Here is a 26,619-nt window from a genome sequence, read left to right as displayed (position 1 = left end):
ATCCGTCGCCGTTTGTGTGGGGAGATCCTGCATACCTGGCGGATGATGGTGGCCAGATGTGGGCCGCACTTCTGGTCAAGGTGCTGAACGATATCGTAAATGGCGGTACCGGTTTGTCGGCAGCAGTCGAGGCTGAGCTGTATCAGCGGCATCTGGACCGGACAGCGGACGAGAACGCGAAACTCCTGGATAGCGCCAACAACTATTGGGCAGCCCGAGGCTGGACCATCCCGCCCGGGATGCTGGCCGGCCAGATTGCCGAGGCCATGCAGCAGATTACCCGGAACAATCTCAATGCCAGCCGTGACATCACGATCAGCCAGGCCGAACTGGCCCAGAAGAACACCCAATTTGTCATGGAGCAAGGGGCTAAGCTTGAAGGGATGATGCGTGAATTTTTCACCCAGAATACCAACCGGGTGTTTGAGGCGGCCAAGTTTTCGGCTCAGAATGCGGTGGAAATATTTAATGCCATGGTGGCTCTGCACAACTCCAAGGTTGAGGCCTATAAGACCGAGGCGGCAATCTACGAGTCCAAGATCAAGGGGGCCTTGGCGGCGGTCGAGCTGTTCAAGGGGCAGGTTGAGGGGGCAAGGGTATCGTCAGAACTGCAAAAGAACCTGGTCGCAGTCTATGAGGCCCAGATTGGGGCCGCCGAGTCACAGATGAAGCTTTTTGTCTCCGAGATGGAGGGGGCGAAGATTGCCATGGAGTTGAGCACGGCCCAGCTTGAAGGGTATCGGCTCAAGGTCCAGGCCTACATTGCCCGGTTGGATGGGGAAAAGGCCAAGATCGGTATCTATGAGGCAAAGCTTGGTGCTGAGGAGTCGAAGGCTAAGGTCTATGCCTCCCAGGTCCAGGCCTATGCGGCGCGGGTGCAGGCAGCTGAATCAGTCGCCAATATTGAGATCAAGCAGATTGAGGCGGTGATTCAACAGAATGCAAGCGAGATCGAGCGGTATAAAGCCGAACTGTCAGGGTTTGAGTCTGAGGTCCGGGCAAAGGCTGCCACGGTCCAAGCCCAGACCGAAGGGTTCAAGGCAGAGGCCAGTGCCTTTGAGGCCATGTCACGGGCGGATGCCTCTTACTATGCGGTGGTGATCGAGGATATCAAGGCCAAGATCGAGGCCGCACGGTTCAATATGGAGAAGGCCAAGGCCGAGGTGGAGGCTACTATTCAGGCCTACACCTCAATCAAGGGACTCCAGGTTGAAGGCACCAAGGGCATCATGAATGTGGGTGCTCAGCTCACGGCCTCTGCCCTGAACGCGGTCAACACCTCGGCCTCCTATGGATACAGCGGCAGCAGGAGCTACAGCCAAGGTATGAGTGAGGGGATCAGTTACAACGCCTCGCTCAGTGAGAGTCATAGTTACGACGAAACACCAACCACATAAGAGGAGAATCTGATTATGGCACTTACATTTACGGGCACAAATTCCAATGACAAGGCGCAACGTAACGCCCAGGTGTCGCGCCGCAATGCCCTGGTCACTATGTTGGCCAACGCTAACGCCAATAAGGCTCAAGCCTCGGCCAATTACGAGAACAATAAAAACGCCACCGATGTCCAGACCACAGGGATGAACAACCAGACTCAGCTGGCTGCGACCGGGATGAACAATGAGACCGAGATGCTGAAGCAGAAACTTGCCAACACCGGGGCGCAGAATTTGGCCACTATCAACAATACGGCAGAGATGGATCGAACCAAGTGGCAGGGAAATAACGTCTTCGAGATCCAGAAAGCCGGTGACAAGAACGCGGCTGAACGTCTGGCAATGCAGGAGTCCGGACAGGATCGGCGGCTCGCTACCATGGGTGATCAGAAGACCAAGGAGCAGAATATGGCCTTGGCCGGAAACGCACTCCTGGCCGGAGTAAACGGTGAGCAGGCCCAGCAGATAGCGGACGGGGCTAACGATGGGAAGGCCGCTTTCCTCGCTGGGGTAAACGTCCCTCAGAAGTCAGAGACCGGTGGATTCGAGTACATCAAGCCGACGATGAATCCTCTTACCGGCCAGCAGACAACGCCGGCAGCAGTCTTCGACAAGAGAAGCGGTGTGGTGAGCAATCAGCAATCATCGCCAGGCGGTGGCTTTGAGGCTCACACGGCAGCCTTGAGTCAGATGGGAGACGCTAATAAGCAGAGGGAGTACCTGCAAGCCCTGAAGACGATCGATCCCGCCATGTATGAGCAGTTGAGACAGTATTATGCTGGCGAGGCCCAACAATAACGCTCCGAAATAGAAACGATCATGTATCCCAAACCCGATAATGGAGAGCACTAATGGCCGGTATCATTGACCTGTTTGACGACATAGATAAGCACGAGGCCCAGAATAAACCTTCTTCCAGTCAGCAAGTTGTCCCGGCTGGGGAATCGAAGAACGATGTCTTCAGTCTGTTCGGTCAGATTGATGCTGAGGGAGATCGTACAGGTGGCCCCTCTCTCCAGGATGGGATTCTCACCCATATAGGCCATGGTTTGGCCGAAGGGGCCTACAGTAATAAGGAGTCCTTTGGCGCAGGCCTGCAGGTGGCTGGCGAGCGTCTCCTCGATACCAGGACTGGGCCGACAACCAGGCAGTACCAGGAGATGATGGACAAGGGTCAGATTGCGAAGGAACCTATCTCCGCCATTACCGGCAGGCCTCTTTCCCTGTCCAGGCAACAGGCCCCGATCATGTCTGCAGTCGAGAGGTTGGCGTCATCATCTGACGGCACCTTGCTCCCCCAATTTAAGAGAGAGACCGAGGCTATCAATAAGGGTGTCCCGGAATGGGATTGGACGGTTGACCAGCAGAGCAAGGCCCCGTATGCCCCGCCCAATGTTGAGTCCAACAACGCCCCTACTCCGGTGACTCCCTCTATCGGTCAGAACGTGACCGACAAGGCATCTCTGGCTGTCAGTGAGCCTTTGGTGAATGAGGCCAAGTTGAGTCCGATGCAGAAGTTGTTCAAGGAAAATGTTTCGCAGCCAGTCGGCGAGGCCTTGATCGAGCGCGGGATGCGGATCGAACAGGGGGCCAAGGAGAAGTTGGCAGAGAATCCTCAGTGGCAGGCACCAGAAGAGATCAGGGGCCTTGGGATCCTGGGGACGATCAACAAATACGGACTGTTTTCGCGGGAGGCGGGGGTGGCCCTGGCCCATGATGTGGCCTCGAATATCCCTCAGGTCGCCGCGACGACTGGGCTTGCTATTGCAGGGGGGCTTACCGGAAATCCGCTGTTGGCAGGAATTGGCGTGGGGTCGGGGATTGCCGCCACTGGACCACTCGAAGCAGGTGGTGCCTTTCAGGAAATGGTTGCCGCTGGGGTAAAACCAGAGGAGGCCGCCCGATCCGCTGTCCTTGTTGGCGCTGTCAACAGCGCACTTGAAATGTCTGAGATTGGGATCCTGTTCGAGCGCATTCCTGGGCTCAAGCATATTTTTCAATCCGAACTGGCCAAGGAAGCGACTAGAGAGGGTCTGATGAAACGGGTTGGCAAGGCCGCTCTTACCACCGGTATCACCGAAGGTTTCGAGGAAGGCGCTCAGCAGATCGTCACTAATACCGCCAAGCGGGTCTATGACCAGCAGCAGGATCTTTTAGGCGATGTTGGCGAATCAATGTTTGTTGGCGGCATCCTGGGTGCATTGACCGGTGGCCTGGCTGGGGTGAAAAGGAGTGAGGCCCAGCATCGGATTGATTTTCTCACTAAGCTCGATCCCAGCCAGTTGTCGCAACTGACTCCCGAAAATAGCGAGTTTAGTCAATCAGAACTGAACGAGGCCGCATCGATCAGTTCCCTCAATAGCGAACTGAATCGACAACGGAATGAGCGGGTCCTTACCCTCAAGAAGGCAAATATCCCGACACCGGATCTCATCGCCCTGGCTGATGATCCAGAGAAACTCAAGGCGCTGAATATCAATCGGGAGGATGTGTCGACTGTCATTGCCGAGAAACACGAGGACTTGTCAAAGGCCATGGCTTTTGCCGGCCCTCTTGGTAAGGCGGTTAATGCGACCGAATTACAGATGCTCATGGATCATCGCGTGATTGAGGAGGAGAAGGCGAGAGACGAGGTCTACGTGAAGCGTTTGGCCGAAGAGTTGGCCGGAGGGCAAAAGCAAACGCCATCGACGGAACCGGCTCAGTCAGTGCCTATCCCTCCTGTCAGCAGTACGACTCAGGCAGGGAAACGTTCTGAAAAGCCACCGGATTTGGATATAGGTCCGATCAATACGGTGTCCAAGAGTGATGAGTCGACTTTACCGACGAAAGAGGTCCAAGATTCATCGTTTGGGAAGCAACCGAAGGCCTTTACCTTTACGAGTCAGGAGGCAGCCGAAAAGGCCTTGGCCAATCGGATCAAAAGAGGGCGCGCTGCTGAGGGTGAATTAGAAGTCAATAAGGTTGATAGTGGATTTCAGATTAATCGTGTAAGTATCGATAAGCGCGCTGAAATGTTAATCGCTGGTGATCAATCAGAGGCACAAGGCAGCGACCTCATGCAGAACCTTACTGACCAGAGTATGAGCGCAGAGGATCAAGCCGCCACCAGGAAGCGTAAGGTGGATTTCAAGAAGCTATCACAAGAGGGACAATCGTCTCAAAGCAACCAAGAAATCAATAGTGAGGTGACACCAAACGAGCTCCCCATGAATCCGGAGTCAACTGCTAATCACACCATGGACAATGGGGGAGAGTTGGCAAACCCAGGCGAGGATGCTTCCCCTGTGCTGGCTGTTGATGGCGAGCATTATGATCTTCCGGGCGGAAAAGGGCTGCTATATACGGTGACCAAGAATGTGCCAGATGAGGCGCAGAAAACAGGGGAGTATGCGGTCACCATCTTTGACCCCAAAGACGACAGCGGTCTATCAAAAGTTGTCGGCCATGGCGACACAGAGCAGGCAGCCTATGATCGAGCGGTAGCGTTGCTAAAACCCGAGCATCGACCAGCAGTTGTAGGGCAAGAGACGAGCAATGCGGAAGAGGCAATTCCTGAAAATACTGTCTCTAACCAGGCACAGGCCAGAAAGGCCGAGCTGTTAGCCAAGGCCTTTTCCGAAGATCAAAGCACGCCAGAGTTGACAGATCGCGAACGTAAGGAGCTGGAACTTCTCAATGCTGGCAAGCATCAGGAGTGGCAGGCGGAATTTGCCACCGAAGATGAGGCCGCTAATACCGTCACCGTTAATGCAACTCCACCTGAGAAGACGCAAGCCAGGGAGCCGTGGCAGATGACTCGCCGGGAGTTCCAGGTTCAGGAGAGGGAGAAGGGAAATCAACCTCTCTTGGCAGGGCAACAGCATCTTAACGCCGTAGCGGCAGCCCTTGGAGAAGGAAAGCCGGTCCCTCAGCAGGTCATTGACCACTATGGCATTGAACGGTTGAAAGACCACCCCCAATATCGGGCGGCATTGAGCGAGCCAATTGATGATGAGGATCGTCGGGTTGAGCTGCATAAGACAATCGCATCCATCAAAGCGCATCCGTCTAAGTCTGCTGATGGGCGGAGAGATCAGGCTCGGGCATTGAAAGACGCGGAAAGCGCCTTGAAGAGAATCGGCGACGGGATGTTGACCGCCCATGGTGCCGTTCAGGTCCGGGGCAAGGTCGCTGACTCCAAGCTGGTGAAGCTATGGCTTGAGGGCCTTCCTCACTTCAAGGACTACCACGAATATTCAGAGATCAACCACGGAGAGCCGCCAATCACCGAGGCGCATTTTAATCAGGTCAGAAGTGGTGAAAATGTTTCAGGCGATGAGAAGAGCGAGCAGGAGAAGAACAAGGCCCGGCTCTTGGATAACCGACGTAAACGGTTGATTGAACAGTTGACTAACCCTACTACTGACGAGGAAAAGGCCGATATCCAGGCCAAGATTGATAAGCTGGCGCAGTTCGTCACCAAGTCGGATGCTGAGAAGATCCCACCGGCATCAGATACCTCAAAGCCCGCCGAGGATAAGCGGCAGATCACCTGCCGTAACTTGGAATCGGTCCTGCACACCTCACTTGCCACTGATCAGGAGGTGATGGAGATTGCCGGCAAGTCGGCAGTGACCGGAGACGGATCAGGCTTCTCGGACACAATTGACGGAATCATTGTCGCCCGGATCAACAAGTTGATCGAGGCCGCCGAGAGTCCCCAGGCCAGAGAACTCTATGCCGGCATGATCGTCAGCGGCAAGCCGGTCCTGCCCAAATCTTTCTATCAGTCACTTCAGAAGCAGGCCGCTAAGAATTTTAGGCAGCAGCAGAAGGAGGCCAACCGCGATCCCGAGGTCTACCAGGAGGCGATACGCGAGGCATATCTGGACGGTGGCCTTGATGAGGGGACCGATGAGGCCAAAGAGTTCAAGGCGGGCTTCGATCATGCCCTGAAGGGGAAGACCAAGTCGACTCTGCCCCAGGGGAAAGAGAACTACGCCAAGGGCTACGAGGCGGCCAGGAAGTGGATAAAGATCGACCAAGGCCGGGACTGGTACGAGGGTAAGAAAGGGGAGAAGCAAAAGTCCACTGGCGAGGCCTTGCGCCGTCATTGGGAGCAACTCAAAAAGGGACTTGATGACTTGTCCGCCGATGACATGGACAAGACCTGGAAGCAGATTGTCAAGGCGACAACCCGGGCGGATCTCTTTTCCTCCGACGTACTGGCTGATGATGCAACCCCTGGTGCCAAGGAGTGGTTGGCCTTGTTCCGAAACCAGGTATTCACCTTCCCTGATTTCTTCACCGAGCAAGCAGCTGGCTTTAAGACACGAAAGGGCCGGAACCGGATGGGGCCTGTAGATGTCTTCAAGGGTAATTGGACATCCAGCAGCGGGCGTTTTGCCAATGTGGAGACCAATGATGAGCGGATCAAGGAGGCCAGGGCGATAGCGTTGGAGTACCAGACGAAGGTGTCTGAGTTGGCTAAGGTCTTCGAGGGGGTGAACTCGCTGAGTGAGATCGAATCCCGGCTTAAGAACCTGTTCAAGGTCGAGAACCCAGAGGCTGGGTATGACGGAAAATTACGAGACGGATACGCCCATTCTCAATTCTATAAAGAGAACAGCCGAACGTTGTTCGCCGGGATCGACACCCTGATCCCGGAAGAGCTTGGGGGGTACACCAACAGATACAGCGCCTGGGGCAAACTTGTCGAGACCGAAAACAAGGAGCGGCAGGCCGCCGACCGCAAGACCCCGCTTACCCGGCCGCGACTTGACACCATCGTCAGGACCGGGGTCAAGGATTCCCGAAATGGTCGTGACATCACCCCCGAGGAGTTGAAAAAGACCTTTGGCTTTGCCGACATCACCATCGGTGATTACGTCAAGGCGCAGGAGGCCAAGGACCACCTGAACTATACCTATGATGCCCTGATGACCATGGCCGAACTCTTTGGTGCCGAGCCCAAGGCCCTCTCCTTTGGGGGCAGACTCCATTTCGCCATTGGCGCCCTGGGTCATGGCAAGTACGCGGCTCACTTCTCCTATAACCATCCTACCGCTGACGGCAGAACGGTGCCGGTGATCAACGTCACCAATACCCGGGGCGATGGCGCGTTGTTCCATGAGTTCATCCATGCCATCGATTGGTTGACCGAGGATTCTGACCTCAGGAAAGCGATAGCGGATATCAAGAAGTTGCTGAAGAAGACTCCTGCCTCACCATCGTCGTTGCTGAAGAATATGCGCCGTTTCATTGATGGCTCACGTTTCACCAACATGGACAAGGGCAGCACGCCTAAGGATCATGCCCGCTACGCCATCGAACATTACTATCGATACCCTGAAAAAGGCGGCAATCAAACGAAGTTCTATAAGGACGCCCTCAAGATGGATGCCGCTGGCTCAGAGAAAGGCTACTGGGCAAAAGAGCATGAACTGCTGGCCAGGGCCGGAGAATCCTGGGCGCTGGATACCTTGTCCCAAGACAAGAAGCGTGACGACTATCTGGTGTCGGACTGGGCCGAGGATGGCAAGGTCACCCCGCCCAAGTATCGTGGCACTCCATATCCAGGCGGTGACGAGCGCAAGAACATCAATCAGCTCCTGAGCCTGCTCATTCGAGACAACATCGTTTGGGGTGAGAAGGGACCGAAACTGAATCCCGACGGGGAATGGAAGAAGAGCGGTGGCCCGGCAAAGGCAGCGGAAGACGCTTATGAGGCTGCGAGACAGGCGATTCTTGATGATTTCGATGCCATCTATGACCAGATGCTCGCTGAGGCCAACGCGGAGAAGCGAGACAGAAACAAGGCCTATGAGGATGCGGCTGTCAATAAAATCCTTGGCGATCCGGAGGGCTACGGGCTTGAAGGCTTTGCGCCAACTGATGAGCAGAAAGGGATGATCTCTGTCATCGACTATTTGCTCATCAACGATCAGGCCCATACTTCTACCCGGTGGAACGGTAAAATTACACGAGATTCAATAGCCGCAGCCTTAGGGGAGAGTGCTAAAGATTGGCTCGATACTCTGAGATATGTGGGAATGGTCTCTGACAGGGTGGTTGAGTATCCGGTTACCGAGTGGCACGTCACCGATCTTGGCCGCTACCTGAAGCTCGAATATGAGAATCGGGTCGGTGAGAGTTCATCCGTAAACGATATCGCTCTTAGTCAGGGTGAGTTATCGATTCCCAATGAGGAGACCACTGCCGAAAATGAGATGGCAAGCGGTGAGGCGTACATCAACGACTCCATGACCAGCGAGGAACTGGAGCAGGTTTTCGATGAAGCCGTGGCCGAGATGGAGGAGGAGAAGCAGGAACAACCGGAGCAGGAGCCCCCAGGGGCTACCATTGAGAAACAGGGATGGTCCGCCGAGGACTTTCAAGAGATTGTCCAGCATGTAGCATCCGGAAAAGTGGTGCTTCTGGCGGATAGATCGGTTGGTCTGCCCACGATTCATGATTTACCAACAGGCTCAACCCAGCATCTTGGATACGGTGTATTCAAGACCGTTACTCCTGAGTATGAGGCCCATTGGAGTGGTGGCGGGGCGATGCCGCATACCCCCAGCGGCAAGGCCTACACCATCGTTGATTTGCGTCGTGGCGCATTGCCGTTTGACCTTTTCGAGACCAACATGGTGCTCGATGTCATCAACGAGAAGATGGGCCTGCGCCAGGAGCCGACGCCTAAGTTCTCAAGCGGCTTGAAGGCTGGTGATGTGGTTACGGTCCGCCCGCACTCAGACCTGTGGAACATGATTATTGACGGCCGGATTAACGACGAAACAGCCTATTCGGGCCAGAAAGTCAGGCGCGTCACCAGAGATATTGACGGTTACGAGTATATCGAACTGGAAAACGAGGCCAAGACCAAGGGGGAATACCTCCAGAAGATGGACGATGAGCCAGCCTTCGAGCCGGCCAAGGCACCCCTGCCATCGAAACGTGAGCCGGGCACCCCATCCTTAAACGATGTCCAGTTGGAGACCGCTCAAGAGCTGGCCAAGAAGATGGCCAAGCACGGGGTAGAAGGGATTGATGAGGCACTGAAAGGCCTGGTCGCAATCTTTGCCGGCGGGCCGAACAAGCTGCAATCATTTCCTGCAGGCTTCGATGAGGAGAGTTACAAGGCGGCCAAACCCCATTTTGAGGCAGCGGCCAAGGCCTTTGCCAAGGCCGGGCAGTCGTTTAAGGAGTTCATCAAGCTCTTTTTCAAGGAACTGGTCACTATGTTCGGTCCGGGTGTCAGGCCCTATGCCATCCAGTTTGCCAAGGATTATGAGTCTGAGTATGGCAAGGTCCCCGGCAGCCGCGAAGATGAGAATATCCCCACCGCCATTGATCCCAGCAATCTTCCGCAAAACAAACTGGCCGATTGGGTAAGCAATCTCCTTAAAGGTGGGACATCATTTACCTGGCGGGATCTCTTTGCCAAGGCGGATGATGCCTTTGACGGAACTCAGGGCGAGGGCAAATACTCGGTCAAGGATGCCTACGATGCCATGGAGCTTGGTATCAACAAGTACCTCTTGGGTATTGGCTTTGGCAACTACTCGTATCAGTTTCAGAATGACGATGGGGTGAAATCGGCAGTTGAGACGGCTAAACGTCTTGAGGCGATGCTGAGCCAAGTCCCGACTCAGACCAAGCGGACCAAGGAGCAGGACGAGTTCCAGCAGTTCTCTACCCCGCCTCATTACGCCTACCTGGCTAACTGGGTCGCTAACGTCAATAAGAACGATACCATGCTGGAGCCGTCGGCCGGCATTGGCGGCTTGGCTGTCTTTGCCAAGATGGCCGGGGCCAAGGTCATTGTCAACGAGCTGTCGGCCAGGCGGATGGAGTTCTTGAGCCAGTTGCCGTTTGACCAGTTCTTTGCCGAAAATGCCGAACACCTGAGCAACATCCTGCCCCAGTCTGTCCAACCAACGGTTATCGTGATGAACCCGCCATTCTCTTCGACGGCTGGGCGAGTTGAAGGCGAGCGCAAGACGATGAACGGGGCCAAGCACGTTGAGCAGGCCTTGAAGAAGTTACAGTCTGGCGGACGGCTGGTGGCCATTGTCGGTGGCGGTATGTCTGCTGAATCGCCGACGTTTAGGGATTGGTGGGCAAAGATCAAGAAGGAGTATAACGTCAGGGCCAATCTTCTGATCTCTGGGGACTCGTACGTCAAATATGGGACCACCTTTGATAACCGGATCCTGGTCATCGACAAGCAAGGGCCGACGCCAGACAGCACCCAGATTGTCACCGGGTCGGTCGAATCTCCGCTTCAGGCCTTTGCCAAGTTAGCAGAGATCAGGAGAGACCGGCCGGAAGTCGTCACTAAGCCAACGGCCATTCCTCCTACTTCCCCAGAGGAAGAGCAAAGGCCGGAGCAGAAGCCAGCCACGGGCAGGGGTGGTGGTCGGGGAACCAAGACCAACCTGGATCAGAAAACAGAGGCCAACGCACCAGAACCTTCTGATGAAGAGACGATCGAGACTCCAACCGAACAGCCGGAGATCAAGCTTGAAGACACGGCAAGCAATGGCGTGGTCAAGAAGGAGTTGGGCAACTCCACCTTTGAGGAGTACGAGCCGCAGAAGGTCAAGATCGAGGGGGCTCATTCGCACAACACCCCCTTGGTTGAGTCGGCGGCGTTGGCCTCTGTTGCTTCGCCTGATCCGACCTACACCCCAAACCTGCCTGAAGAGATCATCACCAAGGGACTGTTGTCGGCAGCTCAGTTGGAGGCGGTGGTCTATGCCGGCCAGGCCTTTGCTCAGAAGTTGCCTGACGAGCGTCGGCGTGGATTCTTCATTGGTGACGGCACTGGTGTCGGCAAGGGGCGGCAGATTTCAGCGGTAATCATGGATTCCTTGCGGAGTGGTCAGAAAAAGGCAGTCTGGATCTCGATGAAGAACCCGCTTATCGAAGATGCCAGGCGTGACTTTGCCGATATCGGTGGAGACCCGAAGGTGATTTTTCCGCAGGCCGGTACCAAGACCCTGGATACGATCGATCGAAAAAAGAACGGCATTCTGTTCACGGCCTATTCCACAATCATCGGCAACAGCAAGAGCAGCAATGAGGCCATCAAGAAGGGGACAAAGGGTCAGGGTTCTTCCCGCGACCGGATCCTGCAGATCTCCCATTGGCTGGGGGAGGATTTTGACGGGGTGATCGCCTTTGACGAAGCGCATGCCATGGGCAACCTGATCCCGGTCAAGGGCAAGAGGGGATCGTCAAAACCCACCTTGACAGCACTGGCCGGCCAGGATCTGCGTAATATCTTCCCCAAGGCGAAGATCCTCTATGTCTCTGCTACTGGGGCGACTGAGGTCTCGAACCTGGCCTATGCCGATCGACTTGGTCTGTGGGGTGAGGGGACATCGTTCTCCAACGCCCCTGCCTTTATCGGCGAGATGTCGAAATCGGTTTCCGCCATGGAGATGGTGGCCCAGAACCTGAAGCAGATGGGGCTCTATCTGGCTCGGTCCCTGTCATACAATGGGATTGAATACTCGAAGATTGAGCATGAGTTGACCAGTTATCAAAATGAGGCATACGATGCCATGGCCGAGGCCTGGCAGGTGGTGCTGAACAATATTAATGAGGCACTCAAAGCCACCGGCGTCCTTGATGAGGATGGCAAGGGGGCCGGGGGGAGATCGTCGGGAGAGATCAAGGGCCGGGTGATGTCGGCCTTTTGGGGCTCGCATCAGCGATTCTTCAACCAGATCATCACGGCAAGTGCCATGCCGTCGGTGCTTGAGCAGATCGACAATGACCTGCAGGGCGGCAAGTCGGTCGTCATCCAACTCACCAACACCAATGAAGCCGACCAGTCCCGCGCCCTGGCCAAGCTCGCGGGTCAGAACCTGAGCAAGGAACAGGAGAACGGCGAGGAAGAGATCGAAGAGTTCGACCTCACCCCCAGGGATCAGCTCCTCACCCTCTTGGACAATGCCTTCCCCATTTATCAGTATGAGGAGGTGTCGACGGTCAATGAGAATGGAGTCACCTCGAAATCGCTGCAACTGGTGTTGGATTCAAACGGTAATCCGGTCATCAACCAAGAGGCCTTGGCGATGAAGAACGAGCTGGTGGAGAAGATCAAAGGGATGAAGATCCCTGATTCTGCCTTGCAGATGCTGGTCAATCATTTCGGGCCGGATAAGATCTCCGAGGTCACTGGCCGGTCAAAGCGGGTCGTTATTGGAGAAAACGGCAAGATCACGGTTGAAAAGCGCTCGCCGGCGATCGTTGCCGCCGATGCCAAGGGGTTCAATGACGGCATGAAGCGGATTTTGGTCTTCTCTCAGGCCGGAGGCACCGGGTTCTCCTTCCACTCCGACAAGCGGTTCAAGAATCAAGAGCAGCGTGTCCACTACATTGTTCAGCCTGGCTGGTCGGCAGATAAGGCGGTCCAGGGTTTTGGCAGAACGCACCGGACCAACCAGAAACATGCCCCTGTCTATCGGCTGGTGGCCACTGACGTGCCTGCCCAGAAACGGTTCATCTCTTCAATCGCCCGCCGTCTTGAGCAACTCGGGGCCTTGACCTCCGGCCAGCGTGACACGGCAGGCGGATCGATCTTTAACGCCTCGGATAACCTTGAATCACGATATGCGGTACAGGCGGTGAATCAATTCTTCACCAATCTGGCGATGGGCAAGCGTGGCCAGATTGTCCCTGGCTATGATCTCTTCCCCGATGATCTGCTGGAACAGATGGGTTTGACCGGTGTCATCAATGCAGAGGACAACAGCCTCAACACCTCGAAGATCCCGCCGATCACACAGTTTTTAAACCGCATGCTCTCGCTGAGAGTCGATACCCAGAAGCAGGTCTTTGAGATCTTCTCTGACGAGATCGACAAGCAGGTTGCCTATGCCAAGCAGAATGGGACCTTTGACGATGGCCTTCAGACGATTCGCCATCGAGGGGCGATGGTCACCAACCGGGCCACGGTCTACGAGGACAAGAGCACCAATGTCAAGGCCGAGTATGTCGAAGTCAAGTATAAGACCGACAACCCATTCTATCAGTTCGATGATGTGGTCAACTATATCCGCAATAAACGAGAGGCGGGGTGGTTTAAGAACAAACGGTCGGGCCGGGTGTCGGCACTCTGGTCGGCAGGGACCAGGACCACCAAGGATGGTTCGATCGTGCCGGTGTATGGCTTTTATCGAACGAGTGGGATCTCCTTTGAAGCGGCGAGCGAGGTGAAGCCCGAGAGTTTTGAACGGCTTGAGGCTAATGAGGCGGCAAAATTGTGGGAGGAGGAGAACAAAGTCCGGCCTCAATTTGCAACCCACAAGATCAATTTGATCACCGGCGGTATTCTGCCGATCTGGAACCGCTTCAACAATGACCGGATCGATTCAGCGAGAATCCAGACCGACGACGGCCGGGTTTACATGGGCCGCGAGATCAAAAGTAAGGATCTTGAGGCGACCCTGGCCAACCTGAACGTGCAGAGTTCCGAGGCGATGATGCGCGGCCATGATCTGGTGCAGGCGGTTATTGACGGTGCCCGGGTAGTCATGTCCAACGGGGCTACCATTCACAAAGCCATGGTCTCCGGTGAGCGGCGCATAGAGTTAACCTTGAAGACCTACCCCAATCGTGCCCAAGAGTTGTTCCTGGCGCGGGCCGGGGTGATCACTGAGCGTATCCAATACCGGGATCGTTACTTTATCCCGAACAATGTGACTCCCGGTGGGGTGGTATTATCGGCGGTCATGAAGAGCTTCAATATTAACGCCACCAAGGTCGAGTACGGTAATGAGGATGGTGATGGCGTCAAGGCCAGCCGGGCTCATGTCGGTTGGTCAGGCTTGTTGCCAGAGGATATCTGGGGTGAACTTGGTAGGGGCCAGTATAACAACGTGGCATCCAGGCTTCGTGACTCGCGAGCTCTGCAGTTGGTGACCAACGAAGAAGAGTTGCCGCCATCGGCCGCACCGTTAATGAATGTCGAGGACCGGATTGTCGGGGCTTACGATTCGGGCAGTGACACCATGTACCTAGTTTCATCGGCCATTGAGTCGGGTCAGGCGGTAGCCGCCATGCTTCATGAGGGATTCCACCGGGCCAATGTCCGAGGGGATTTTGCCAAGGTGATCGAAGAACTGGGTCGCATGGAAAAAATGGCCCGGCGCGGGACAGGAGAGCTGCCGGACTGGTTCAGTGCCGCCATGGCAGCAGCTCAGGTGGATATCAATACGCCTCATTATCTGGAAGAGATTGGGGCCTATGCGGTCCAGCAGAATCCTAATGAGCAACCGCCATCAATCAAACGATGGGTGAATACTATGCTGGCCAAGGCCAAGGCCGCTTTGGTCCGCGTCTTTGGTCTCCGGGTCGGCAAGGTTGACATGAATCTGTTGCGAGAAATCGCAGCCACGGGGTTACGAGCTTCGCGGGTCCGATCTCAGTCGAGTGGAAACACCATTAAGCTCAGCCGTACCCGGGCCCTTCTCTCGCCCCAGGATGTTCTCGATACGATTTACGGCAAGGGCAAAGTGCAGGTAAAGGGAATTCCTGCGGAGAAGGTTGAAAAGATCGACAAGCATTTCGATAAGGACCTGGCCGACACTGCCAAAGGGATGATCGTGAGCAAGAGATATCGGCCAGACACGACTATTATTGCGCGGATATTCTCGACCATTGAACACTATGGTGACAAAATTCCTGCCTTCAAACGATATGTGGAGGCGGTATTGTCTCGTTCAGAGAGAAAACATGAGCTTGAGGTCCACATCCTGGGTGCCGATACCGAGGCGGATTTCATCAAGGTGCTTTCCGGGCTGGAGAAGGAGGACAAGAAGGCATATGACCGGGTCATGGCTTATCTGATTCGCTGTGACCGAAACGCCAAAGGTTTTCGGCTGGTGCGTGATAAGCAGAATAACACCTGGTCCGTTATCGACCCTGGCGGCAAGGCTGTTGAGACCGGTCTTGATGAGGACTCGGCGGTCTATCGGATGATCGACCTGGGAGTAGACTATGTTAGAGAGCAAGGGTTTTCTGAAAAGGAGGTCAATGCCTGGAAGGTCACCAGGGTTACGCTTAACCGGGGATTCGACATCATGGCGGCGCAGATGAGGAGGATCATCGAAGAGGCCAGAGACTCAGGGCAGGAAGAGCCGAAAGTTTCTATCCCGGTTGAGCCGAAACCGTGGGCCATAGTCAGCGAGAATAAGGACGTAGCCATCGCCTTGTTTGAGTCCCGGCAGGAGGCCATGTTGGTCTTGCAGGACATGAAGAAACATAAAGAGGCGACCGAGGCCTTGGCGATCATCCGGAGGAGTGGCGAGGAGATGGCCAAGGATCCGATCTCTGAAGATGTTTCACTGTCCACTCTGCTGGCAAAGATGGGAGATCTGCGAGGGACATACATGCCGCGTATCCGAGAGGCTGGGGGCGCGGTCTTGGTTGCCAAGAAGGAAGGGGCCAACCCGATCCGTGAGAATTTTGACGCCTTTCGGATCAAGCGGAACGCCAATGGCAGTCAGGAGGTAGTGGCCATCCCGTTCACGCCCTTGGCAAAACGAGCAAAAGAGTTGGCGGCCAATGGGTACAAGGTTGAGTTACGGAAGAACGAAAACCTGGGAGAGGATGTGTTCAGCGCAGCCCGCCTGGTCGCTTCAACCGAGGCGATCCTCAAGACTGCGGAAAAGAAGTCAACCGGACCGAAGACCGGTGACAACGAATACGACCGAGCGGTTCAGGAGATCAATAAAGGAATCAATATGGCCGTGGCGGATATATTTAAGGGGCGTGGGTTCCGTGGGGCCATGATCGCCAGGAAGGAGGCGTTTGGTGAACATGTCTGGATTGGTTATGAGGAGGATCTCTTGAAATCGGTGGTCCAGTATGCCAATTCCATGGCCGGTGGTATCGCTAAGCGTGATACGGCCCGGGATATGGTGCTTGCCATCACCGGGCGCGATATCCCTTGGAGCAGGTACAAGGCCGAACAACCAGGCGCTACGTTCAGCGACTATCTGGACATGGTGAATGAGAGGCGTATAGACCCGGCGACCCAGAAAAATGCCTACCATGACGTCATGCATCACATGGAGGAATTCCTGCGGAACGATGAGGCGGCGGATCGGATGTTTGGTATCCTGAAGGGCTTGACTGCCCTGAAGTTCATGGGCTTTAGGGTATCATCGGCGGCTGTAAATCTGACCAACATGGTCATGGCTGTGCCAGCTACCATGTCCGGGATTGGGAAGATACCCTATGTCAAAACCTGGAAGTTTATTCGGGATGCGGTAACCGCCTATGGTGCCTACCGGCTTGGACAAGGAATAGCCGAGGATCGAGAGGTATTTCACGAGATCTCTGAGAAGGGTTGGGATGAAGCGCAGTATAACCACGATGCTGCCAAGGTATTGCAATCCAAACTCGGACGCGGTTGGGACAAGTTCATGGCTGCCTCAATGGCGATGTTCGGGGCTACAGAGAAAGTTAACCGGGCGACCACAATCTTTGCGGCCTACAAGGGGATTCGTGCCACCAATAAGACTATGCTCCACGAGGAGGCCATGAGGTTGGCCAAGGAGGTATCTGACAAGGCGCATGGGGTCTACGGCAAGGAGACGCTGCCGTATTGGGCTCAAGGGAAAGGTCCGGGGCAAATGGCCTTGCGGTCGGCCTATACCTTTGGCAAGTTTTCGCACAACTACTTGTTGACCATGATCGACCTGGGCTTCGACAAAAAGGCAGTAGGATCCATGCTGCACATGCTGATTGCCCCTTCTCTTCTGGCCGGAGTCGGGGCCAATGCGATAACCCCGATAGTGGCCGCCTTGCTCAAGGCTCTTGGAGGCTGGGACGATCCAGAAGAGGAGTTGTACTCTTGGGCCGATAAGGAGTTTGGTGGTGGCGAGTGGATGAGAAGCGGACTCTTTGGCCTGGGCGGGGCCGGGGTAAACCTAAAGGCCTCTCTGGGGATTAATGTTGCGCAGCCACCATCGAGCCTCAAGGAATTGCTTGGTGCTCCGTTTGCTGTTATCACCGATGAAGTCCAAGGGGCCAGTATGATGGCCCATGGCGATGTGATGAAGGGGGTTGAAAAGATGTTGCCGACTGGGTTCGGCAATCCGCTCCGGGCCTATCGAGAGGGCACCGAAGGTGTAACAACCAGTGGCGGGGCACCAGTATTCTACGGCACCAAGCCGTTAAAGGGTACTGCAACTGATGCCGTGTTCCGGTTTTTCTCATTCAATCCGGCCAGGATGGCGGCGATTAAAGAGACGCAATGGTCAGAGAAGAAGATCGCCGGCCAATACTCAGATAAACGGCATGAAATTTACACCGCCTACCGTAGATTTTATATGCTGCCAGAAGAGGAGCAGAGTGCGGAGAGAATGGCTGAATTGGTCCTGATGGTGAGCGAATATAATGCCAGGGTTAAGAGTAAGGGATTGAGTTACATCAAGCCGATTTCGGGACGGGACGTTGCCATCAATATACGGAGGACGTTTAAGGCTCCCAAAAGGGAGATGTTGCGGGAGGTGAATGAGTAGATTAGGATTACACTTACAGTAATTTGGCCTTTGTGAACTCTAAGTTTCTGATTAACGAAACTGCTCAGCATATGAGATAAATTCATTGTGGGGGGTCCGAGCTACTGTCCATCTCCCCCCAAATCCAGTGGGCCTCGGCCGCTCATTTACATAAGTCAGCACAAGTCGTTTCTTTGCCCGTGAAACTCCAACAAAGAAAGCACATCGCTCTTCATCTATTTTCCCCCAAAAGGTCTGGTTCTCAATAGCTAGGATCACCACAGAATCAAATTCGAGGCCTTTGCTTTTGTGGATTGTCATAATTCGGACGGCGTGGTCGTCAGTCAACAAGGTGAGGGCTTTAATCACATCGGGCTCGGTAGCAATTAATTCGCAGAGTCGTTTTTGCGTCCCCTTAAGAATTTCTTCCAATCGCGCTCTCGACTCGTAATCAGCCGAAAGGGATGCCAATCTGTCCATGCCGAACTCGTTCAGAAATGTGATAGAGTGCGCCCACCAAGCATCGAAATTTTCACATGACAATTCTACCCCTACAACCTTTTTCCGCTCAACTTTTATGAAATGATGCCATTCATTTCTCTGCTTCGATTGATTTTGCTCGTCAATAATAGGGTCTGCCAATTGGGACATCAACCGAGAATATGCGTTAGGCTCACGGTCTCCGAAGAGCACGAGTAGATAGTCGACAATGAGTCGAGTAGCCGGCTCGGCGGATATGTCCTGGAGTTGTTGTTCGTTGCGGTATGGAATCCCCTGCATTTCTAACTCTTCCATAAGCAGTTCAGTATATTGTTCGGACTGTTTGGAGACTAATATAGCAATTTCAGAGTGGGGAACTTTTTCCACATCCACCCAATGGACAATTTGCGCAGCAAGCGATTCTGCTTCTTGCTGGCTGTTACTGAATGAGTGGATTTCAACTATCCCGTCATTTCCTTCTATAAGTTCATCGGGCATCACCGACCCAGCGTCTAGTACCTTTATGATTTCGTTCTGCATTCGCAAGAGCTTTGATTTTGAACGAAAGTTACGATACAAGTTCAAGGGAATTGCGCTGAAGTCGTTTGCAAAGGTGACAAAGATGCCTTCTAGCGCACCTGCCCAGCCCATAATCTTCTGTTTGGTGTCACCAACAGCAGTTAAGCGGGTATTTGTTTTCTGAAAAGCAAGCTTGATAAGTTCATACTGATTTTTTGTGCAATCCTGAAATTCGTCTAAAAAGACATCGCAATATGTTTGGCGGACAGCATTTCGTGCTATTAAGGAATTTTCTAGAATTTGTACCGCAAGAGGGATAATATCTAAAAAAGTAATTTGGCGGCGGGTTACTCTTTGCTCACCAATGGTGTAATCGGCATCAAGCGAATCGCGCCCGGTAAGCACTGGACGAAAACGATCAATGATACGTTTCGCGAAGGCATGAAAGGTATAACTATCAAATCGGGAAGAAAGTGATGAGCCGCAACGCTGCCTAACCCTTTCCTTCAGGTTACGACTTGCGTCAACCTTGAAGGAGATAGCCAAAATTCTCTTTGGATACCGGCAGAGGCCAGTACGCAGCAAGAAATCGGCACGCTGAGCAAGCATCTCTGTTTTTCCTGCCCCTGGCCCAGCTGTCAGGGCTTGACATTTTATCTGTTCCTTTGCCGCAGCCAGTGCATTGGGTTCAAGCGTCAGGCCATCCGCTGGGTGCCAAATTTCGGGCCGAATCACTCAGGTAGGCCCTCAAGCTTTACGATTACAGCATCAACAAGACGGTTAAAAGATGCGGGCATGTTGGCAACCAATTCATCGTCGCCGAGGCTGGCGAGAGCTTCCAAGTGGGCGGATGGTTTACTTCCCAGCTTGAAGGTTTTGTGATAGGAGGTGAAAAGCTGTTTTTCATCATCCGTATATAGGTTAAAGTTGTGGTAGCTGTCCCCAAGGACAGCTTTGACCTTATTTTCCCCAGGTATATTCAAATCATCGGAATCGATATTATAAGCGGTTGGGAATTTTTTCAGCAGCGCAAAATCCAAATCCATTGGCGAGGAAAAGAATACTCCCTGTGATTCAAGAAACGTTATCCAAACTCCATTGCCATCTTCATCAATGAGGTCATCGACATCGTTCCACTTGGGAAGAGAATCCAAATTAGCGTCATTCAGAGTACATCCCTTTGGTGGAAATTTGATTAATTGTCCTACTGCATATCGAATACGCCCCCAGCCTCCATTATGTCGTGCCAAGTCGAGATCCAATAAAGTGACAAATGGTATATCGAGTGCAGAGAGCAGACGCCAGAAATGGTTAACATGACGGCCACCCAGAGGGACAACGGAGACGGCAGCCTCGTCAGTGGCTAATCCCTTTGCCTTGAGAAGCCTTGGCAGGACTATCTCTTCGCTATCTCCTTCACCCAGCACGACCAGTCTTGAGAAATACAGCTCAGGAAACGCTTGAACAGCCTCTCTGACGAACTTGTGTGCCTCAGTCGATTTTTTTGGCATCACAATCGTGGATACCTTTGTCTGGCGCAAGCCGTCGAGACGCATATGGCGAATGCTCTCGGGTTTTACGCGCTTGAGCATAGACGGAGAGTGCGTGGCGATCAAAGCTTGGGCATCATCCTGCTTGCCAAGATCACGTAGTGCTTGAACAACTCGACCGAGGTAGTGAGGTGAGAGACTATTTTCAGGCTCCTCCATTGCAACCATTGTAAAAACTGCTGGTTTCAACTTTTCAACATCGAAGGAATCGTCTTCGGCTCTAAGTACAGCTCGTCCGATGCCTTGTATCGATAATACCAAGGATAAATAGAGCATGGATTTTTGACCGTCGCTCAGACGTGAAAAGTCAACTAGCTCCTCTCCGTGGGCAGGAGAAAAAGAGACTGACAAGTGCTTAAGCAATGCTTCGATCTCACTGCTGACGAAAGTAACTTGGGGGTCGGCAAAGAACGATCCTTTATGTAGGCTGTGCCATAGTTCGGAAAGTTTTATGCCAAGTGATTCCAGTGCATCATTACCAGCAAGTGAGTTGCTGATTTGCCCGGTGAGCTCTTTGATGGTAGCTCGTTCCGTCTGCCAGTTTACTGATCTGAGTGCCCGTCCAAGTAATGAATTTGCCGTGTACACGATATGGTCGGATGGATCGCGACGAGCTGGGAGGTAATGAACGTGGATGTTGTTTCTGTCCGACCGTGGAACAGGCTGTTTCGTCAAAGGTTGACCTTCGGCATCTACATCCAAAACGTAGCTCAATACGTCATCTATTTCCCCATCTGCATCAATTTTGGCATCCAGACGAAAACGGACACGGGGAACTCCATTAGCATCGTCCAGGCGCATATGGGCGAAGTTAGGAGGGATTGTCGCATACTCCCCGTCTGCTTCATTAAGTTCGGGGAAAACAAACTCGACTTCAAGCCAGAAGGTGCGTTCCTCTGGGGCCATTCCTGGCGTTTCCTTTAAGGGGACATGAAAATCTGATCGGTGAATTCGCCGAAGGCTCGGATCAAAAGCAAACAACCGGCATAATGCTTGAAGCACCGCCGTTTTGCCTGCACCGTTCGGGCCAATGAGAAAGGTCAAGTCGTCCAGCGTAATTTCGGCGATTCCAGTACCGAATGATTGGAAATTTGATATTCGTAATCGATAGAGTTTCATTTTGACGTATCCAATACGATCATGATTGTTAGTTCCTATTGAGGTTATCCGCTTGCCATTACCGGCATCTGAAAGGGGCACGACGAAGGCGCGACGCTTTCAGAGTTGCGTGACGACGGGTTGGGTGCTAGTTAAGAATTATTATATTCAATTTTCTCAATAATATTTGAGAGAAACAAATACAACCCAACTAAACCTTGCTTTGCTTCTGCTGATGAGACTTCAGCATGAACACCCTTAGATGCTATTTCATTGAGTTTCTTAGCGAATACCATAAGGTAGTCTAGCTCAGCTCGTATTAGTTCATTTGAAGTAGAAGAATTATACGTTTTTGAACAAAATTCATAAAGACGATTCAAATATTGTTCTTTCCCCATTTTCCTTGTTATTCCGTCAGAACACATAACCTCCCCTTTTTGGGGTGGGAAATAATAATCTGCTACAGAATTAATGGCTCTCCGAATAGAAGCAAGAAGTAGTGCATTGTCTTCTGGATTAGTAGAGCCCAATAGGATAGACGCTTTTTGTAATTTTCTAAATATTTCATCTGATCTGGAGGAAAAGTAGTTATTGACCTTATTCTGAACGTCACTCAAAAACAAATTAGGTTTTTCTTGTGTTTCAATCTGCTTCTCTATACGAGAGGCATAATTTAGGCACCGAGTCCTAATTCTTTCATTTATGGTAGTTATCCCAGATATTCTCAACCTTAACTTCGATTTTGTAAAATCATACCGATCAGTAAAGGCAGCAGCATCATATTCTCCCATGCCTTTGGGAATGTTTAAATCGGCTATCGTTTCTTTAAGATGAAATAATTCTTTTTGCATTTCGCCAACACCTAAAGCCAATACTGTTTCATCGGGCTCATCGGTAAGACTGTATAGTAGTGTTCTTTCTTCGACCCAGTGATCTAATGTTTTTTTCCATAAAAAATCTTGAGCTGCTTTTTTTAAATTTATTGTTTCGTCATAGAAAGTCTGAGCAAATTGTTTTTTGTTGGGATACAATTCCCTTAAAAAGATAATAGTGTTAAATATATCACCGATATTCCTGGATAAACGAACACACGCGAATGCCGCCTTGTCAACATCTCCATTTTCGATATGATCGAATATTCGATTTATTATTTCTTTATTATTTGCCATTAAATTTCCGTATTGACTTCTATTAAATCGTAGGCCAATCTTGACTGTTGTCGCCACAATGAAAAGCCAAGCATATGCTACCTGGCCATCTTGTTATAACTTAGGTATTTCCGGACATACAATCAAAGACCTTATCGCAATACTGTGGCGCTATCTTCCAATGTCCGAGTCCCTTTACATTTCGGAAAAGCAATACACCCCCAGAATTCTTTGCCGGCATTGTTGCCTTGCCGTGCGACCCGTTTCTTCATTTGCGATCCGCATTTAGGGCACATCGGAACAGCTGACTTTTTCGCCAATTCGGTTTCTGAAGCTGCCGGCAAAGGGTTTTTTCGAGCAACGTCTATCATCTTCTTGAGCTTGACCCCATCAATCAACTGAAGATTGAGGCCCTTTACAAATGATTGAGCCTCTCCGGTGTAAACGCCTGAGGTGACGAAGTACCCACCGGCCGCACCTCGGGATGTCATGACACCATAGAACTCTCGTACCGGCTGGACCCCGACCTTGTATGCCTTCCATTGTTTGCACTGCACCAGATGCGTTTCGTTATTCTGCCGAAGGACTAAATCAATCCCCCCATCAGGACCATTGCCTCCTTCCCGAGCAACCTGGAACCCTATGCGTGTATAGTATTCACCAACTAGTCTCTCGAAATCAGCCCAACTCATTTCATTCAGGGCGGCGACATCGGAGCGCGACTCAACTCTGGCATATACCTTTTTTTGTCTGATGGAGTTTATTCCGGAAATAAGAGCACCAGTGCCAAAAGCAAAAGGGAGAATGTATTGCCCGAACATGGCTAATACTGAGAGGAAACCTTTTGCTGCAGCATCACCCATTTGATTAAGATTCGTACCCAACGTTACCGGCCGGGAAGCGACTGTGTGCAATACCATATAGGATACAAAAGCCAACAATACCCCGCCCCACCAAGGGAGTTTGCTGGCGATATCAATCAAATCTTCAAAGGGACTGGTCTTCTTTCGTGCCATTATATGTACCTCACTCACTCCCACTCCGCATTCTTGAGCCCCAGGGAACGAGCATTCTCTGAAACCGCTCGTTTGATCTGATCAGATGCGCCACTTGCAAAATCCGCCTCGATTTCTAACCTAACCCTGATCTCGGCGTTGGGATCGCTGGCCAGTACGGTGATGATTTCCTCGGCTACTTCCAATAAACGCATCTTGGCTGTTGCTGCCGGGATTTCGGCCATACCGTGAAACGACTTTGCCTTTGGCGTTACAGGTTGGACTGGTGGAACAGGAGTCGTCCCAGTCATCGGCGTGACTGGCTGGATTGCTCCAGCAGTGCCTGAGTCGTTCATGGTAAGCCCACCAGAATCTGCAATCACAGTCGCTGCCGGCTTAGGACGATTGGCCTCCTCGTAAGCCTTGGCAGCCCCTGGCTCAATCAACAGCAACGTGTCGTCAAGTTGGACATTGCAGCCACCAAAGGCAAATCCATCAAACTTCCCTTCATGCTCTCCGTAAGCGGTGGCAAAGAAGTCCAAGCTGCCAGCCCCTTTGGCGATGGCCTGGGCCAGGACCTCACGGCTCTTTAATCGTGGCAGATAGAGATAGCGTAAGGTGTCCTCCCAAAATGCCATGGCCCCAACGCTTGTTCGTGCTGGCTTCCAGTAAAGCTCTTTTAGCTTGGTCCGTAGATGGATCGGTGACCAAGTGCCAATCACAAGCTCATTTTCTACGCATACCCGTTCGATCTCGTTGTTGAGCCCTGATCCGCTGGTGTTGAGTGGAAAGGCCTCTACCTCGATTGTTGGCTCTGTGGGTGTGTGTTGAACAGGGCAAAGCAACCACTTATAGCATTCGCGGGCCGACCGGGGCAGGACATCTTCGGCGGTTTGTTGTTCTTTCTCTGCCTGCTTTTTCTGCAACAGATCGATATTTAATCGCCCTTCCTTAACATCGTCAACAATCGAGCCCCAGGCCAACGCCACCCGGATCGCGTCACGCAGTCGTCCTATTGCCCCTTGGTCAGGGGCCAGGAAAATAAGACGGTTGCCTCGATAGCGGGGCTTGTTGCCGTTCATACGCACTGTTTCCAGAACAGTGTCAAAGGCTATGCGTGTATCTTGGCGGAGGTAGAACTGCTCTGGATCGAGGATTACCAGACGGAGCGCGCTATCGTCCGGGACGTCGGGATGTGGTGTAAAGACGTGGATGCCGTCAAAAAAGGCAAGGCCTGCCGTGACCTTCTTCATGACAGCGGCCAACTTCACACGGACATCACTCCTTTCGTCAAACCGCTTCTTTCTGTCCTCCATCTCACGTCGTAGGTTGGCGCGGGTATCAAACCAGTAGCGGGTCGTGTCATTTGCCTTATCCCCGGAACTGTTCAGGTAATGAAGTCGGTCAGCCAAGCGACCCAGGGCATCGACGTAGGTCGAGGCGGTTTGGCCTGGTTGGAGACAGCCAATCAGCACACGGGCACGATCGAGCCCACGGCTTGTGGCCTTGGTTGAAACCGAGGATGGCGCGCTACCTAAGAATATGGTCCGGGCAACTCGGCGTGCGGCATTCACCGCACCGAAACGGGGCTCTTTGTTTTCCAGTTCTGTAGTCTCGGCCCGTTCGCCATCAATGTCCTTTTCCACGACTGGGTCCCAGCCGCCCGGCAGGTAATAGGTCAATTCGTTGCGACTGCCGCTGTCGTAGAGTGGCAGGCTGCCCGGCATGATCATCAAATCCTTGTTGTCATCTTTCCATAGCCGGAAGATGACCTTGGCCATCAGCTTTAAGACGCCACGGGTCCGCTGAAAGCCATCAATTGTCGTCCAGTCTTCATACAAACGGTCGAAGACTTCGGGATGAATTGGATAGGCCTGTAAGAGACGGTCGAAATAACGGGCCTCCTGGACCTCGCCTGGAAGTTTTGCCCCTTCGGCGATGTAGGCGTCAGCAAAGGCACGGCAGACAGCCTCACGACCCTTCACATCCTTAACATCATCGAACAGGCGTCTTCTCACAATCTCGAAGGCCTCTTCCGTTGCTACTGGTTTCCATAGGGCTTGGACTCGGCCAAAGGTCTTTTCCAAGGCACGAAGTGCCGCCACTCCACGTTGGCTACCTGCCTCTACCTCAGATTCAGGGAGGGAACCGAGCAGGATGGCATTGGGGACCTGTTTGATTGCCTCAGTGAGCGCCTGGATAAAGGAGAGATTGCTGTCATAGCTGCCGCCTGAAAGCGGCTGGCCATCTTGGAACTGACGGACATAGGCTACTAATTCGTCGATTAGAACAACACATGGTGCATAGCGGGCAAGCAAGGCCTTGAGAACCTCCTTGCCAGGCGAGGTGCCGTTTGAATCTGCCTCCCGGACCAAGGCGAAGGCCTCGTCACCGCCCAGTTGCCAGGCCAGTTCACCCCACAAGGTCTTGACCGTCTGTGAACCGTGGTGCCAGGGTTGGCCTGGGGCATGTTCGTTGCCGTCCAATACTGCCACCCTGGCCTTGGGAGCATCCATAAGTCCGGCCTGGTCGATCAGTGCCGGGATGCCGGGCATATCTGCCAGGGGGCACTCGCGGGTGGCGAGGTGATAGACCGCTAGCATGGTGTGGGTCTTGCCGCCGCCAAAGGCAGTCTGCAGCTGAATGACGGGCTCGCCACCATTACCGTTTAGACGATGGGCAACCTGAGTCAGCAAGAGCCGCATACCCTCGGTGATGAAGGTACGTTGAAAGAAGGCGGCAGCGTCCTGATATTCACGTGTTGCCGTGCCGGTTCGCACCGCTGTAATATCAGCGGCGAATTCGGATTGCTGGAATGTGCCCTCCAGGACATCGGGATGGGGCACGGCGATCTCACGCCAAGGTTTCATATAGTTACTCCT

General features: G+C 53.0%; 8 protein-coding genes. 3 read left to right on the top strand and 5 right to left on the bottom strand.

The annotated features are described in order from the left end of the window. Positions 1 to 56 precede the first annotated feature (56 nt). From FP815_03355 to FP815_03345, 3 genes are read left to right on the top strand one after another with little or no spacing between them, the layout of a single operon-like run. A complete protein-coding gene (locus tag FP815_03355) occupies positions 57 to 1,397 on the top strand; it encodes a hypothetical protein (protein ID MBA3013974.1) in 1,341 nt (446 codons plus the stop codon). 15 nt (positions 1,398 to 1,412) lie between these two features. Then, positions 1,413 to 2,237, top strand: coding sequence for a hypothetical protein (locus FP815_03350; GenBank protein MBA3013973.1), 825 nt, complete (start codon positions 1,413 to 1,415; stop codon positions 2,235 to 2,237). 53 nt (positions 2,238 to 2,290) lie between these two features. Further along, entirely contained in the window at positions 2,291 to 17,968 is a 15,678-nt protein-coding gene (locus tag FP815_03345) for a PLxRFG domain-containing protein (protein ID MBA3013972.1), read from the top strand. A gap of 51 nt (positions 17,969 to 18,019) precedes the next feature. Here FP815_03345 and FP815_03340 read toward each other — a convergent pair whose 3' ends face one another. The 5 genes from FP815_03340 to FP815_03320 all read right to left on the bottom strand — a co-directional run bounded on the left by FP815_03340 (position 18,020) and on the right by FP815_03320 (position 26,607). Then, positions 18,020 to 19,681 carry an ATP-dependent helicase gene (locus FP815_03340; GenBank protein MBA3013971.1) on the bottom strand — a complete coding sequence of 554 codons (1,662 nt, stop codon included), beginning with the start codon at positions 19,679 to 19,681 and terminating at the stop codon, positions 18,020 to 18,022. Next, complete coding sequence (locus tag FP815_03335; GenBank protein MBA3013970.1) at positions 19,678 to 21,615, bottom strand: AAA family ATPase; 1,938 nt, start codon at positions 21,613 to 21,615, stop codon at positions 19,678 to 19,680. The genes FP815_03340 and FP815_03335 overlap by 4 nt, the downstream gene beginning before the upstream one ends. 131 nt (positions 21,616 to 21,746) lie before the next feature. Then, entirely contained in the window at positions 21,747 to 22,763 is a 1,017-nt protein-coding gene (locus FP815_03330) for a hypothetical protein (protein ID MBA3013969.1), read from the bottom strand. 131 nt (positions 22,764 to 22,894) lie between these two features. Then, positions 22,895 to 23,758, bottom strand: coding sequence for a restriction endonuclease (locus FP815_03325; GenBank protein ID MBA3013968.1), 864 nt, complete (start codon positions 23,756 to 23,758; stop codon positions 22,895 to 22,897). Positions 23,759 to 23,772: 14 nt separating this feature from the next. After that, positions 23,773 to 26,607: an ATP-binding protein gene (locus tag FP815_03320; GenBank protein ID MBA3013967.1), complete on the bottom strand. Its 2,835-nt coding sequence runs from the start codon at positions 26,605 to 26,607 to the stop codon at positions 23,773 to 23,775. Between the last annotated feature and the right edge of the window lie 12 nt (positions 26,608 to 26,619).

The organism is Desulfobulbaceae bacterium, assembly GCA_013792005.1.
In the GTDB taxonomy this organism is placed as follows: domain Bacteria; phylum Desulfobacterota; class Desulfobulbia; order Desulfobulbales; family VMSU01; genus VMSU01.
Note: the sequence above shows the minus strand (reverse complement) of the source record. Positions and strands in the feature narration are given on the sequence as shown.

Excerpts from the sequence above, each read along its gene's own strand:
- FP815_03345 (MBA3013972.1), top strand. The coding sequence starts at position 2,291 with ATGGCCGGTATCATTGACCTGTTTGACGACATAGATAAGCACGAGGCC.
- FP815_03320 (MBA3013967.1), bottom strand. The coding sequence starts at position 26,607 with ATGAAACCTTGGCGTGAGATCGCCGTGCCCCATCCCGATGTCCTGGAG.
- FP815_03350 (MBA3013973.1), top strand. The coding sequence starts at position 1,413 with ATGGCACTTACATTTACGGGCACAAATTCCAATGACAAGGCGCAACGT.
- FP815_03335 (MBA3013970.1), bottom strand. The coding sequence starts at position 21,615 with ATGAAACTCTATCGATTACGAATATCAAATTTCCAATCATTCGGTACT.
- FP815_03325 (MBA3013968.1), bottom strand. The coding sequence starts at position 23,758 with ATGGCACGAAAGAAGACCAGTCCCTTTGAAGATTTGATTGATATCGCC.
- FP815_03355 (MBA3013974.1), top strand. The coding sequence starts at position 57 with ATGTGGGCCGCACTTCTGGTCAAGGTGCTGAACGATATCGTAAATGGC.
- FP815_03330 (MBA3013969.1), bottom strand. The coding sequence starts at position 22,763 with ATGGCAAATAATAAAGAAATAATAAATCGAATATTCGATCATATCGAA.